This window comes from Stomatohabitans albus, from assembly GCF_036336025.1.
Taxonomy (GTDB): domain Bacteria; phylum Actinomycetota; class Nitriliruptoria; order Euzebyales; family Euzebyaceae; genus Stomatohabitans; species Stomatohabitans albus.
The window spans coordinates 945,556-959,272 of sequence record NZ_JAYKKE010000001.1 but is presented as its reverse complement, the minus strand read 5'-3'; the positions used below and the strand labels follow the sequence as shown (position 1 = coordinate 959,272).

12 protein-coding genes and 1 tRNA gene are annotated in these 13,717 nt (G+C 52.7%); 1 reads left to right on the top strand and 12 read right to left on the bottom strand.

The features are described 5' to 3' along the window. Positions 1-207: 207 nt before the first annotated feature. Both VCU37_RS04385 and VCU37_RS04380 read right to left on the bottom strand, forming a co-directional pair. Complete coding sequence (locus tag VCU37_RS04385) at positions 208-735, bottom strand: LytR C-terminal domain-containing protein (RefSeq protein WP_336249396.1); 528 nt, start codon at positions 733-735, stop codon at positions 208-210. Positions 736-853: 118 nt separating this feature from the next. Continuing rightward, a tRNA-Thr gene (locus VCU37_RS04380) sits at positions 854-930 on the bottom strand. A gap of 51 nt (positions 931-981) precedes the next feature. Between VCU37_RS04380 and VCU37_RS04375 the strand changes: the two genes are divergently transcribed. Then, positions 982-1,890 (top strand): LytR C-terminal domain-containing protein, encoded by a 909-nt coding sequence (locus tag VCU37_RS04375; protein ID WP_336249395.1) that lies wholly within the window; start codon positions 982-984, stop codon positions 1,888-1,890. 177 nt (positions 1,891-2,067) lie between these two features. On the opposite strand, the gene VCU37_RS04370 is transcribed toward VCU37_RS04375, so the two are convergent. From VCU37_RS04370 to nhaA, 10 genes are all read right to left on the bottom strand, one after another. Then, complete coding sequence (locus VCU37_RS04370) at positions 2,068-2,922, bottom strand: protein phosphatase 2C domain-containing protein (protein ID WP_336249394.1); 855 nt, start codon at positions 2,920-2,922, stop codon at positions 2,068-2,070. 3 nt (positions 2,923-2,925) lie between these two features. Next, entirely contained in the window at positions 2,926-5,457 is a 2,532-nt protein-coding gene (pepN, locus tag VCU37_RS04365) for an aminopeptidase N (RefSeq protein WP_336249393.1), read from the bottom strand. A 143-nt stretch (positions 5,458-5,600) separates the two neighbouring features. Next, positions 5,601-6,155, bottom strand: a complete 555-nt coding sequence (locus tag VCU37_RS04360; RefSeq protein ID WP_336249392.1) for a hypothetical protein — start codon at positions 6,153-6,155, stop codon at positions 5,601-5,603. A gap of 63 nt (positions 6,156-6,218) precedes the next feature. Continuing rightward, complete coding sequence (gene rlmB / locus VCU37_RS04355; protein ID WP_336249391.1) at positions 6,219-7,235, bottom strand: 23S rRNA (guanosine(2251)-2'-O)-methyltransferase RlmB; 1,017 nt, start codon at positions 7,233-7,235, stop codon at positions 6,219-6,221. After that, positions 7,235-8,626 carry a cysteine--tRNA ligase gene (gene cysS / locus VCU37_RS04350; RefSeq protein WP_336249390.1) on the bottom strand — a complete coding sequence of 464 codons (1,392 nt, stop codon included), beginning with the start codon at positions 8,624-8,626 and terminating at the stop codon, positions 7,235-7,237. The genes rlmB and cysS overlap by 1 nt, the downstream gene beginning before the upstream one ends. A gap of 97 nt (positions 8,627-8,723) precedes the next feature. Further along, positions 8,724-9,197 carry a 2-C-methyl-D-erythritol 2,4-cyclodiphosphate synthase gene (gene ispF, locus VCU37_RS04345; protein ID WP_336249389.1) on the bottom strand — a complete coding sequence of 158 codons (474 nt, stop codon included), beginning with the start codon at positions 9,195-9,197 and terminating at the stop codon, positions 8,724-8,726. Between the two features lie 115 nt (positions 9,198-9,312). After that, positions 9,313-10,350: a PIN/TRAM domain-containing protein gene (locus VCU37_RS04340; protein ID WP_336249388.1), complete on the bottom strand. Its 1,038-nt coding sequence runs from the start codon at positions 10,348-10,350 to the stop codon at positions 9,313-9,315. Positions 10,351-10,390: 40 nt separating this feature from the next. Further along, positions 10,391-10,873: a CarD family transcriptional regulator gene (locus VCU37_RS04335; RefSeq protein WP_336249387.1), complete on the bottom strand. Its 483-nt coding sequence runs from the start codon at positions 10,871-10,873 to the stop codon at positions 10,391-10,393. 143 nt (positions 10,874-11,016) lie between these two features. After that, positions 11,017-12,072, bottom strand: coding sequence for a DNA integrity scanning diadenylate cyclase DisA (gene disA / locus VCU37_RS04330; protein WP_336249386.1), 1,056 nt, complete (start codon positions 12,070-12,072; stop codon positions 11,017-11,019). Between the two features lie 98 nt (positions 12,073-12,170). Beyond that, on the bottom strand, positions 12,171-13,670 hold the full coding sequence (nhaA, locus tag VCU37_RS04325; protein ID WP_336249385.1) for a Na+/H+ antiporter NhaA: 1,500 nt from the start codon (positions 13,668-13,670) through the stop codon (positions 12,171-12,173). Positions 13,671-13,717 lie beyond the last annotated feature (47 nt).

Here is a 13,717-nt window from a genome sequence, read left to right as displayed (position 1 = left end):
CCTGCGATTACCAATCTACATAAAATCTCGTACAACAAACGTTGGCACCACCTTTACGGAAGGGCAACGCAACGCCACACCGCATGAACCCGCGTATACGCAAACCCCTATATATAAAGGAGAGGGTTCACACCTAGACCACATGTTCGGGGCGTGCCACAGCCAACTAAGGGCGAGAAACGAAGATCTTGGCTGACACCAAAAGATTTAAAAGTCGTCACCAATCAGCACGTGCAAATCAACCTCGGCCTTCAACCCACCGTTTTCTTCAATCTCGGCAAACCGTGGATCGCGCGCCCGCAACGCCTCAGCATCCGCTTGGGTTTCCGGCTTTGTTGTATAAATCGTGGTTGATTTAACGGTGCGCTTTGAACTGGACGTGATAACCGTATATCCCATCCGCTCCAATGCGCTAACCGCTTTATCGAACTGCGCATTTGACGCTCCTGCACGCAGAGCCTGTACCTTGATGTCTTGTGGACTACGGCCAAGTGCAATCAAATCGTTCGGGTTAGGACCTTCGGGGGTTGGCTCAGGCGTGGGAGTAGCTGAAGGGGTGGCGGTTGGGTTGGCAGCAGCCTGCGCCGCGCGTGCCGCTTCATTACGTGCGCGCGCAATGGCCTCCACATCGGGACGACGTTCTGGGTGGAATGCCCACTGCATGAGCACCCCAAACACACTTACAAACACCACAAGCACAATGATGCGCGCCATATTTAAAAAGACCCGGTCCATACGGAAAAGGGTAGCCCGCACGCAAAGGTTTGGCCTCGTAAGTACAAGTTGCCCTTTTGGTCAGGGTGGCATTTTGGGCGGAAACAACGACCGCCAAACCGTTGAAAAGCCTTGGAATTGGAGCCGGGAGCGGGATTCGAACCCGCGACCTTCGCTTTACAAGAGCGCTGCTCTGGCCGACTGAGCTATCCCGGCAAGGGTGACGATGATACTACGACTGGCCCAGATAGGGTATTGTAATAGGTGATGGCAGACCACGACGTTTCTTCAGAACAATCAATGGCTTCGCTTCGCGCCTTTACCGCACCACTCTTTCGTGGGTTAACGGCGGCGATCGTTGTCTTTATCATTTACGCCGCGTTCTTTGGTGGTGGCTCGGGTACAACCTCCTCCACCGCCTCTGATAATGCATCTCCTGGCATTTCTACAGCTCCAACGGCCCCTGGCACCACCGGTGCTGCAGGCACCGTTTCCGTAGATCCCAGTACTGGTGCACTTGTCAATCCCAGCGCAACCGATGGCACCACAATAGGCAGCGCCTCAAATGCTCCCGTTGGTGACAAGCCCGGTGTAGGCGTTAAGGTTCAGGTTCTTCAAGGTGCAAGCACCTCAAAGTCAGCCCTGGACTCCGCAGTATCGGTGTTAAAGCAACTGGGCTACACCGTGAAAATCGGCGGTAGAGCCGCAAGCGACTATGACACGACAACCGTGTTTGTTGTAAAAGGCAAAGAAACCGAAGCCGACAACCTCTCTGCAGCTGACCCACGTTTCAAAGAGCAAAAGCCAAAGCCCGAGAGCATTACCGCTGATGACGACATTCATATTGCGGTCGGTTCTGACTGGTCCTCTGGATCAGGTTCTGGTTCAAGCGCGAGTGAATCATCCAGTTCAAGCTCTTCTGAAGGAACGAGCAGCTCTAGCACCAGCGGTTCATCAAGTGAATCATCAACGAGCGGCACAACACCGAGCTACGATCCAAGCACCTCAGCCGCCTTGCCTGCTGGCGCCCAAGGTGCCGCAGCCAGTAACACCGTTCCTAACTTTGCTGGAGCAGCCGCCAATACCTCGACGGTGAACAGCACCGGAAGTACAACCAATACGGGTGGCACCGGCACCACCGTTGTCAACCCGGCCCCTTCAGCAAGTAGCAGCTAGCACATCCGCCGCCATCGGGCACGGAAGCCCGCCATAAGAAACCGGACCATTGGTCCGGTTTCTTATGTTGTCAGTCACCTGGCATCTCAAATCCGACGATCCTAACACCCCCGTTCAGAGGGTCAGCGCAACCTTATTCCACCGCTGACCCTCGACTAGATGTTCGGATAACACCGACTAGGTGGTCATCAAAACCAACGTTTTGTCATCTTTGTCGTGCAACCCAATTGTTGACACGAAGGATGCGATATTGAACACAGATGGCCGGGTTTGTAGACGACTACTAAACGAAATGCTCTCAGGTGTTTTGCCGTTGAGGAGGGCTTCTCCGATACCGTCAGTCACCATCATCAACATGTCACCAGCCTTCAAACGCCCGGCGTGAACCAGAGGATCACCCCGATACAGCGGCAACGGCGGTGTCCAACTATTCTCCCCAAGCTCGTCTGTACCTTGTTGGATAACATGCAAACGGGCCTTTCGATCACGCCAGTACGCGGACCCATCACCAGCCACATCAACCCAGAGATATTCAAGTGTCTCGGTGTCGAGGAGAACAAACTGCAATGTACATGCCATTTGCTGTGCGATTTCTTCGGCAGATAGCGGCGCTGGACTATCGTGATCGTGGCCATCTTGCCCAACACCCAAATAGTGACACAGCCGCCGCCCTTGTGTCATAGCCAGCTCATGGAGTTCGGCCACAAGACCATTAACGTCATGCGGCAATTGTTGGGCACCATGTAACGTTTCGGCGACGCAACGCCACCCGGAACGAACAACGACTTCACTCAGCCAGTGGCTATGCGGATACCGTCCTGACCCATCAGCAACTAGGGCAACGAGTAGAGAAGAATCGGGCACTACCCCCACCGCGTGGGCATCTTGGAGTGGTTTCCCATTCCGTAAATGCCCATAACCACGCAGGCTCACCCCAGTTGCCTTGACACGTGGTGTGTCAACATGACTCACCGCAATGTCTGAGCGCTCACCATTTTCACCGGCACTCAGCCAGTCACCATTAAACGGCATTAGTTAGGCCTTTGGCTGTGCAGCGCGTACACCTAATGCGCGCGTCGTGTTATCAATTCCTTCTTTAAGGGCACGCTGGGCACTCGCCGGCAGTTCAAGCGCGTCAAGGGCCGCAGCAGCGCGGTCTACCACACGCTGATCCACAACCGGCCCTGGGTAAACCGCCTCGGTCAGCTGCAAACTTGCCTCGGCGCTCGAATCCTTCCAAATCTCAGGTAATAGGGTGGTCCATTGATCTAGCCACGGGTCTACCAACCCATCAGCAACCTCAGGTAAGACATCCCAGAAATTATTTAGAATCTCGCGGCGATAGTGCAACGGTAACGACGTGTCCATACCGCGGGTAAACGCGGCTTCCTTTGCCTTCGCGGTGGGCAGTAAGGCCAATGCCCCTTCAAACGCAATCTTGCCTGCATCGTTCGGGTCACGGTCACGTTCCGCACGAAGGCCATCGGCATCAATCAACCCCATTGCGGCAAGGGCTTTCACTGCACGCCAGCGCAAATCACCGGTTAGTTCAATACCGGGAATCTGTTCGTCACCTTGCACTATGCCCGTTAGCCAGGGCACATCTCGCCGTGCATCAATGCGTAACGTCGCCCAGTTCAACATCTGATCGCTACCTGGCTCGGCCTTTTCCATTTGAACCGTAGCCAAGCGGCAAAGCTGGCGGCGTGCTTCGCTTGATACATCCCCATCTAAGAAGCGTTCTGCCGCTGTAATAGCCTGGGCCATCACCCGATTTTGCGTATTCACATCAGCCTCGAAGGGCAGATTATGCTCAATGATCTTGATAAAAGTGTGTACCGGCAACACCCCGTCACGAGTCATCTGCCACAATGAACCCCACACCACGGCACGGGTAACCTGATCCTCAATCGTGTGCAAGTGCTCGGTCACCGCAGCTACACCAGCCGTATCCAAGTACACACGTGCATAGGTTAAGTCTTGATCGTTGGGTACCACCAGCGCAGGCGTGGGGTGGGCATCCCAATAAGCCTCATCGAACGTAAACCCCTCACCAGTAATCTCCACACTCACCGGTTCACGTGCGATTAGCTGACCGTCATCAGCCTGGTCAAACAGCCCAATCAAGATCTGGTGCTCACGCTCAGCAAGTCCTTGAGTACGCGCAATCACACGACCGCCTTCCTTAACCTCTAAGAGGTCAGGTCCGGTGGTCAACAACCAGGCATCTGCCCAGGTTTGTAGGTCACGGCCACTAGTTTTTTCGAGTTCGGCCAAAAACTGTTTTAAGTTTGCGTTCTGCCAGGCGTAGGTCTCAAAGTAGGTGGCCAGCCCACTAAAGAAGGCCTCACGGCCTACCCAACTAAAGAGCTGCTTTACAACACTCGAACCCTTGGCATAGGTGATCCCATCGAAGTTCGCCATCACGATATGCGTATCTGATGCATCCGTGGAGATCGGGTGAGTGGTCGGTAACTGGTCCTCGGCATACGCCCATGCCTTTTCGCCAAGGGCAAACTCACTCCAACTCAACGCACCGAAGCGGGTGGCTTCAGCCAAGGCCGTAGATGCGATAAAGGTGGCAAAACTCTCGTTTAACCACAAGTCATCCCACCACTGCATCGTAACTAAGTCTCCGAACCACATATGCGCCATCTCATGCAAAATGGTGTTTGCGCGCTGGGCGCGCATTGCGTCAGTTACCGCATTCCGGAAGATATAGCGCTCGGTGAACGTGACCGCTCCAGGGTTCTCCATCGCCCCGAAGTTGAATTGCGGGCAAAACAGTTGGTCGTACTTCCCAAAGGGATACGGTTGCGCAAAGGCCTTGGCGAACCAGTCGAGACCCGCCTTGGTAATCTCAAAAATCTCGTCAGCGTCAAGATGTTTAGCCAAACTCGGGCGGCAGTAAATGCCTAAGTCAATATCACCGTGCTTGTCCGTTACCTTCACATAGGGGCCAGCAATCAGTGCTGTGATATAGGGGCTGATTGGAGGGGTTTGGGCAAAACGCCACTCCCCCGCCCCCGGCATTTGGGTGGCCGAATCTTGATCTGGACGGGCGATGTGTTCACTATTGGAAATGACTTCCCAACCTGCCGGTGCGTTTACCGTTAAATCCCATCGAATCTTTAGATCTGGTTGGTCAAAACACGGGTACATCCGGTGAGCTTCAAACGGCTCAAACTGGGTGTACAAAAAAACCTGCCCATCAGTCGGATCTTCAAAGCGGTGGAGACCGACCCCTGCGTTTGAGTACGGGAATCGACCCTCAATCTCAACTACATTTTCACCGTTGACCAGGCCAGTTAAATAGACACGATGATCAGCCACCATCTTGGATAGTTCATCATTGCTGACTTCACGCCCATTCAGTACAACCCGTGTAATCAACGTAGCGTGGGCATCCACAAATACGTCGTTACCGGTGGCGTCAAAGGTCAACGTTGATGAGACCCCAAAATCATCCTTTTGTGATTGGTCAGACACATCCACTGTTGTAGCGATACGAACGTTTGAGACCTGTTGAGCACGAGCGGTAGCGTCAGAGCGCGTCAAAATATCCATGCGTTCAGAGTAGACATCTCCTACCCGTTGTGGGGCACCAAACGCATAATTTCATTACCTATTCATACGGGTGGTACTCCGCTCAGCCCTTTGGGCAGGGGAAGGGCATATCCTGCTCGACGTACCAGTGGACTATCGGCTCACTAGCCGGCAATCAGTGCGTCACGCTCTTTGATGCAACGCTGTTCGGTCGCAGATAACACGGCATATCCAGTATCAAAATACTTATCGAAGCGAGAAGAAAACGCGTGTACAAACCAACGGTCACCCGCTTGGGAAAGCTTGTCAACCGCATCTAATAAGGCCTCACGGGTGGCCACGTCGTCAGGTTTGGCTAATAAATCAAGCTGACAATCATCAACGAGTTCACTTGCAGCAAAGAGCCGCTGCGTATCAGCGTTGATGGCGCGCACAATATCGGCCACTCCAAGTTCAACAACCCCAGCGCTACGACACAGTTTGACTAGTTCAGGCATCCTGCGCCACACAAAGGCGAGCAAATCCAAGTCAGCCCAAACCCGTTCAATGAAGCACAGCTTAGAGGAAATCTCTAGGCATAAATCAGTGGCTTCCCACAACAAGTCCGATAGTTCTGTCTTGTTAATGGACGACTGGTTAGATAGTTCAGTGATGGCGACAATACGCGCATCTACTGCTGAGAGCCGTGTGAGCTGCGGGTGAAGTGCGCGTTTTGCCATACCAAGCAAAATAGCTTGAGGGGAAGGTTTAGCACCAACTTATTACCCTGCGTATGAATGAAGTTACATATTGTGCCTTCGCACCCATTCAAATAGCGCAATTCCTGCCGCGACACTGGCATTTAGGCTATCTAGGTGACCAACCATAGGTATCTCGGCCACAGCATCTGCCTTTTCACGCACGACACGGCTTATGCCCGACCCTTCTTCTCCCACAATTAAGGCCACCCGCTCATCCATAAGTCCGAGCGTATGCAGGTTCTGGGCATCATCACCACTATCAAGAGCGACTGCCCACATGCCAGCATCTTTCAACGTATTTACAGCATGAGAAATATTGCTCACCGTAATCACCGGCAGCCAAGCAAAGGCACCCGCTGACGCTTTCTCGGCGGCAGGGCTTGTGGACGCGGCACGCCGTGCACGCACAATTAAGCAACCGGCACCAGCCTGTTCAGCACTTCGCGCAATGGCGCCAAGGTTTCGGGCGTCCGTGATGCCATCAGCAATCACCACAAGGTCATGACCGAGATGATCACTAAGCGCCGGTTCTGGCAATGGTCGTGCAACCGCGAGCACACCTTGATGCATCACCCCACCCGTAGCCTCGTCCATCTGATCTCGACCGGCGTACGCCAACGTGATACCAGCAGCCTGGGCAAGCTCAGGGATTGGTGAAAGGTCGATATTCCGTTCACAGAAAATGGCGCTAATTGAGTGTTTCGCACGTAACCATTCAGTAACAGGTTGACGGCCCGGAATGAGATGGGCGCCTTCAGGAATATCAAGCGCTGCGGGTCTAGGTAATTGCTCTCGTTGGCCCTGGCGTTTGACCTTCGGATGATGAGGCTTACGGTTCGGCTTATTCCCCGAGCGGGTATCTGGCTTCTTGGCCGGCTTCTGCCCTACCGTTTGCGACTGGGCGTGACCTGAGCGTTTCCCACCGCGATCCTCCGATGACCCCTTCGTTGTACGTTGCCCAGGGGAGCCATGTTGCTGGCCTCCTGGCCGCTGTACATGTCCACGGCGGTGGCCACTTTCATTATTCTTAGCGCGTTTAGGTTGCGATGAACGAGCCATTAGCGAGCCTTCCAAGAGGTGCCATCACGGCGATCCTCAATATGAATATTTGCCCCATCGAGGAGGTTGCGGATCTGGTCTGCCAACCCAAAGTTCTTTTCGGCCTTGGCCGCAGCGCGCATAGCCAATAACCCTTCAACGAGGTCAGCCAGGTGCGTGTCATCATCAACACGGTCCTGGCCAGCACTAAGGTCAAGCCCCAGTTGGAACGCCAACCCATCAACGGTGGCTAGATAGGTCGCAACAAGGGAAACATCTTCGTTAGCAAGGGCTTTATTCCCCTCACGAACCGCGTCAAACATGACACTGACGACCTGAGGTGTATTCAAGTCATCGTCAAAGGCATCATCGGCAGCCTTCATCAACGCCGGATCCGGTTCCACCCCTTCGAGGACAACGCCTCTGGCATTGCGAACAAAGGTTTGTACTCGGTTCCACGCCTGAATCGTTTCCCCCAACCGCTCACCCGCAAAATTAACTGGTGAACGGTAGTGGTGCTGCAAGTAGTACAACCGAAGCACCGGTCCCGAATACTGATCAAGCGCCTCAGCCAAGGTAATGAAGTTCCCCAGGCTCTTGCTCATTTTTTCACCGTCTATATTCAACATGCCGTTGTGCAACCAATGCCGAGAAAACGGTTCGTGTCCAGTAGCCGCCTCAGCTTGGGCAATTTCATTTTCATGGTGCGGGAAAATCAAGTCATTCCCACCCGTATGTAAATCTAAGCCTCGCCCCAAATAGTGCGTGGCCATTGCTGAGCACTCAATGTGCCAGCCCGGTCGACCTAATCCCCACGGACTCTGCCACGCTGGTTCACCCGGTTTAGCACTTTTCCAAAGGGCGAAGTCCGCCGGATCTTCCTTACGCTCGTCAGGCGCAATACGGGCACCCGCAACCATATCGTCAACATTACGACCGCTGAGCTTGCCGTAGTCAGCCTTGGTACGGACCCGAAAGAACACATCACCATCTACTGCATAGGCATGGCCCTTATCGATGAGGGTACGAATCATGTCAATCATTTGAATGAGATGGCCCGTCGCCCGCGGTTCGATATGAGGCTCTAAGGTATTTAACCGTTTGAGTTCACGATGGAAAATGCGTGAAAAATGCTCTGCCACCTGGGCAGGGTCAATCCCTTCTTCTTGACCGACAGCAATAATTTTGTCATCTACATCGGTGATATTGCGCAGGTGGAGCACAGGGATACCGCGGTGCTCCAACACACGGCGAATGACATCGGGAATTAACGCCGCACGCGCATGCCCAAAGTGCGCGGGCCCCTGAACGGTAGGCCCACAGCTATACATGCCAAATGGACGCTCCCCGTTTTGTACCGCTTCAGGAATAAGTGGTTCTACTTGGCGTGTAAGCGTGTTAAATAGGCGCATTTTGTTCATTCTACAAATAAGGTATTCATTTAATCACCAAAACCAGCGCTTTTTGAAAACATCAGGCAATACCTTCATTTGAACCAGGTGTGCATCGCTAAACGATCAGCACAACAGCCAAACAAGCAATACCTTCGTTATTGCCGATAGCACCAAGCCGGTCCGTCGTTGTTGCTTTAATACTTACTTGGGTAGTAGGAACACGTAAAAGATGAGCTACAGAATCACGCATCTGTGCAATAACGCCACTTAATCGAGGGGTTTGGGCGACGACGGTGGCGTCTACATTGCCGATAGTAAATCCAGCAGCAGCAAGTTCATCTAGAGCGGCTCGCACAAAGCTCGCACTTGATGCTCCATGAGTTTCCGGGCGGTCTATGCCAACAAGGGAACCTAAATCACCAAGGGCAGCCGCACCGAGGAGCGCGTCAACGATCGCATGTAAAACAACGTCTGCATCAGAATGCCCGTCTAAACCCTGTGCCCCAGGTATCTGGACACCACCCAAGACCAATAGGCGGTTAGGGTCATCCGAAAAAGCATGAACATCTACACCATTACCAATACGCATGACCTCAGCTTATGCCCATAACCCAACCAGGGGTTCAGTTACATCGAGGTACCACAAGACTGCAAGGTGCCGCAAAACCGACCAGTTTGAAACATGTCCCTAGACAAACATATCCCTAGGCAATAGTGGCAAAGATCATGCGTCCATTGGACGTTTGAGTCAAGCTCGTGACCTTCACCTCAAGGTCTTTGCCCACACAATCAGAGGCGTTGGATACAACCACCATTGATCCATCAGCCAAAAACCCCACCCCCTGGTGAGGATCACGACCGATACGGACGATTCTCAAGTCGAGTGCATCGCCAACGGACACCGGCGGACGAACCACCTCAGCAAGCCGGTTGATATTACGCGCCGGAATGGAACGCACCTCAGCGACACGAACGAGATTGCCGTCTGTCGTCAAAATCGCTGTTCCTGACTCCTCAGCCAAGTTCAACAGTTTGGCATCTACGCCGTCCACTGGGGGGTTTTCGTGAATAACGATTACGCCAACCGTGTTGAGTTGTTGAATCTCACCAAGTACATCAAGTCCGCGCTGCCCGCGGCGGCGTTTTTCGGGATTAGACGAATCTGCCAGCGCTTGAAGCTCTTCAAGTACAAAGTTTGGAACAACCAAGTCGCCTTCAATGAAACTCGTCGCACAGAGCTGAACAATGCGACCGTCTATCAGCGCACTTGTATCCACAAGTTTGAATCCGGCGCCAGAGATAGCTCCAACTCCAACACGACGCCCACCGGCACCGAGGAACCGCATCATGTCGTCGGCGCGTTCATCACCAATCCGCGCCCCGAAATAGGCCCCAAGCACGATGAGAAAGAATGCAAAAGCTGCGGCAAGGTCGGTAGCCCCGAGAATCAAAATAGGCAGAATCATCACGAGGCTGACAACGCCACCAACAATTAAACCGATGGTGCCCGCAATGAGCTGTGTGGTTGAAAGCCGATTGATTTGGCGCTCAACCACATCGGTTCTCCGGATGAACCAGCGCCCTAGAAGACCACCAACTACATACCCGACACCAGCACCGAGAATAACCACGATGCCACGGGGCAGAGAGTACTCAGGTATACGCAACGCAACCGCGGCGCCAATCAGCACGACAGACAGACGTACCGCTTCAACAAAGTATGGGCCGAATACTTTCCACATACGGATATGCCGCTTAGGGGATAGTTATCAAAGAAAAAACTTATTCGGCAAGAACTTCATCAAGATACAGTTCTGACTCTTCATCTGTTTTACACAGAGAAGCCGCAAGTTCACTCACAAGAACCTGTCGGGCTTTACCTAACATACGCTTCTCCCCGGCGCTAAGACCTTTATCTCCCTCACGAAGGGTTAAATCACGAACCACCTCGGCAACTTTGTGAATATCGCCTGAACGAAGTTTTTCATTATTAGACTTAAACCGGCGGCTCCAGTTTGTTTGCGTCTTAGCGTCACGAACCTTCAACACATCAATGACTGCGGCAATCTGCTCATCGTTGCAGACATTACGAATGCCGACTTCTTCGGTTTGGTCGGCTGGAACCTTGATCGTCATATCACCGTGCGTCAGCCGCAATACCAAATACTGGCGTTCGATCCCCTTTAGTGTGCGCGTCTCTTGTGCTTCGATGACGGCAGCTCCATGGTGCGGATAAACAACAGTATCGCCGACTGCGTAGGACATGCGATCTTCCCCTTGGAAACGATGTGTTATAGGTCTTACGTTGCACGCTAGCTGGTAATGAAATCGTTATAAAAACGTCGAAACAAAACCAAGCAACGGAAACGAAGGTACCACGCACCCAGGGAAAAAGCGAACTGATTGCGCTACAGACCAACCTCTTGACGGGCCAAAACCGCCACGCGCTCAAGGCCGTCACGAATCAACCGCGCACGGCTCATCGAGATTCCTTCAACCTGATGCAATTCCTCTGCGGTTGCTTCACGCAAACGGTCAAGATCTTGGAAAGCCTCCACCGCCTTGTCTCCGATCTCATTTGGTAGGCGCTGAATCTGATGGACCAGCCGATAGCCACGCGGCGTGACATGCCGATCTTCGTTTGCTTCTTTCGCTGCGATACCAAGAATCCCTGCGATCGCCACATCATCCAGTAATTCGTTATCACTCAAACTGGCTAATTCATCTCGCGCCGTTGCACATGCCGAATCACAGGCAGCATAGTCACGGATAATGTCATCGAGCAACGTATCTACGCCATGCAGTAATTCATCTAATTGAATACGTAACAGATTGCCCTGATCGCCTAACAATAAAATTGCATCTTCAATTTGGAGACTTAAACGGTTCACCCATTCAGCTCTCCTCATAACATTCGTAACATTAAATAATGTTGCTACAGTATCCAATTCTAAAAGGTTAAGAATAGTTGATACTTCATCTAATCGACTGCGATAACGGTCTAATGCACTAATTGCTTGATTCCCTCTAAAGAGAACCTGGCTAACACTCTCTAATACATACTTTTCGCCTGCCTGGAATACCGACACAATCTGCATTGATTCACTAACAGTGATAACAACACGACCTGTTTGTTGGGCTACTCGGTCTGCGGTTCGGTGTCGGGTTCCTGTTTCCGGCGTTTCTAACGAGGCGTTGGGAACGAGGTGCACATTCGCCCAAATAATCTGTTCAGCGTTATCACTGATAATGATCGCCCCATCCATTTTGGCGACCTCAGATAAGTTTTGAGCGGTCAACTTTGTACGGAGCCTGAACCCACCCGAACGAATGTCGTCTACCTCTTCATCATTGCCGACCACAATCAATGCGCCCTTGCCAGCCTTGATAATTCGCTCAATCCCTTCACGCAACACCTGCCCAGGAGCGAGCAGGCTTAACAAAGATGGATTCAAAAACTCCATGGGTTCTCCAATCTTGTGGCGAGGGCTTAATTGGTAAGGACGTTTAAAAACTAGAAAAGATATGCGCCATTCAAAATTGAACGGCGCATATCGACTCATCAGTGATGGGTTACAACGGCTTCGCCCTCTAATTGAGGCTCATCACCATTGTCACTTTTTGCACCTCTGCGGTACGTATGCGAACCATCTCGGAACACCAAGAAGGCGTAGCCGATAATGCCTGCCGTAAGCGAGGCCAACAAGATAGACAGCTTGGCGGCATCAATATCAGCCGGATTCTCAAGGCCAAGACCAGCGATAAAGATCGCAACGGTAAAGCCAACACCTGCCAACAGCCCAACACCAGACATTTCAAGCCAACCACATCCACGAGGGAGGCTCGCGCCCAAGAACTTTGTAGCAATAAAGCTAAAGAGCATCACCCCAAGTGGCTTACCGAGAACCAGGCCAAGGAAAATACCGATTCCTACTGAGTCGTGGAAAATGCGGCCAAGGGCGTCACCGGAGAGCTCAATGCCAGCGTTGACGAGAGCGAAGAGTGGTAACACCACAAACGCACTCCACCCGTGCAACACGTTCTCTAGGCGATGCAACGGACTGACCCCGTGCAGGGAAAGCTCATGAATGTCATACAGCTCAGTCTGTTCTTCTTCATCGGCTTGACCGTTCGGAGCGCGGCTAAGTAATGACTTTAAGCGCTGAGAGATAACACCGGTCACCGCTTCAGGCGGTTGGAATGGCCAGGCCGGAGTCAATAGACCGAGGATAACCCCAGCAATTGTGGCGTGAACACCACTCTCAAATACCGCAACCCACAAGCACGCCGCAAGAATGAAATACAGCGGGAACCACTGAATCTTGGCCTGTTTGGCGCCAAGAATCACCACAATTATCAAAGCAGCCAAGCCCAAGGCAGGCAGGTTCAAACTTGAGGTATACACAAATGCGATAACCAAGATGCCGCCGATGTCGTCGACAATGGCCAGCGTAAGTAGGAATGTCCGCAGACCAGCAGGTGCACGTTTACCAACGAGGGCCAACACCCCAACAGCGAAGGCAATGTCGGTAGCCATCGGGATACCCCATCCGTGCGCCGTTTCGGGGTTATTCATGTTGAAGAAATAGTAAATCAGCGCCGGTACCGCCATACCACCCACAGCGGCGAGGATCGGCAACATGGCACGACGGGGGTCACGGAGATCACCGTGAACAAGTTCGCGTTTGATTTCCATGCCCGCCACAAAGAAGAACACAGCCATGGCGAGGTCGTTAATCCAGTGAGTGAACCCCAACTCAATATGGAACCCGTTCGGGTCGCCAATCAAAATAGGCATATGGATGAAATGTTCATAGGCCTCATGGAGTGGTGAATTAGCCAGGATCAACGCCAAAATCGCAGCGGCGAGGAGCACAAACCCGCCACTTGTCTCGGTGTGTGCAAAGCGGCGAGCTGGTTGAATCAATGCCCGTGCCAAGGGGCGGTCAGACTCTCGGTAGAGCGGCTGGAGCATCTCCTCTGGGTGTTCTGGCCGCGATTCGTGAATCTCAAGTCGGACACCCTTAGTGTGTGGTGTCTCATTTGATTCTGCGTTGGTCATGTCACCCTCCTGGGGGGACTCATCTTGGTTCGTCATAGTTCTCCCGT

What these genes read in the sequence shown, in the direction of transcription:
- VCU37_RS04385 (WP_336249396.1), bottom strand. Translation starts at nt 735, where the DNA reads ATGGACCGGGTCTTTTTAAATATGGCGCGCATCATTGTGCTTGTGGTG.
- VCU37_RS04375 (WP_336249395.1), top strand. Translation starts at nt 982, where the DNA reads ATGGCAGACCACGACGTTTCTTCAGAACAATCAATGGCTTCGCTTCGC.
- VCU37_RS04370 (WP_336249394.1), bottom strand. Translation starts at nt 2,922, where the DNA reads ATGCCGTTTAATGGTGACTGGCTGAGTGCCGGTGAAAATGGTGAGCGC.
- pepN (WP_336249393.1), bottom strand. Translation starts at nt 5,457, where the DNA reads ATGGATATTTTGACGCGCTCTGACGCTACCGCTCGTGCTCAACAGGTC.
- VCU37_RS04360 (WP_336249392.1), bottom strand. Translation starts at nt 6,155, where the DNA reads ATGGCAAAACGCGCACTTCACCCGCAGCTCACACGGCTCTCAGCAGTA.
- rlmB (WP_336249391.1), bottom strand. Translation starts at nt 7,235, where the DNA reads ATGGCTCGTTCATCGCAACCTAAACGCGCTAAGAATAATGAAAGTGGC.
- cysS (WP_336249390.1), bottom strand. Translation starts at nt 8,626, where the DNA reads ATGCGCCTATTTAACACGCTTACACGCCAAGTAGAACCACTTATTCCT.
- ispF (WP_336249389.1), bottom strand. Translation starts at nt 9,197, where the DNA reads ATGCGTATTGGTAATGGTGTAGATGTTCATGCTTTTTCGGATGACCCT.
- VCU37_RS04340 (WP_336249388.1), bottom strand. Translation starts at nt 10,350, where the DNA reads ATGTGGAAAGTATTCGGCCCATACTTTGTTGAAGCGGTACGTCTGTCT.
- VCU37_RS04335 (WP_336249387.1), bottom strand. Translation starts at nt 10,873, where the DNA reads ATGTCCTACGCAGTCGGCGATACTGTTGTTTATCCGCACCATGGAGCT.
- disA (WP_336249386.1), bottom strand. Translation starts at nt 12,072, where the DNA reads ATGGAGTTTTTGAATCCATCTTTGTTAAGCCTGCTCGCTCCTGGGCAG.
- nhaA (WP_336249385.1), bottom strand. Translation starts at nt 13,670, where the DNA reads ATGACCAACGCAGAATCAAATGAGACACCACACACTAAGGGTGTCCGA.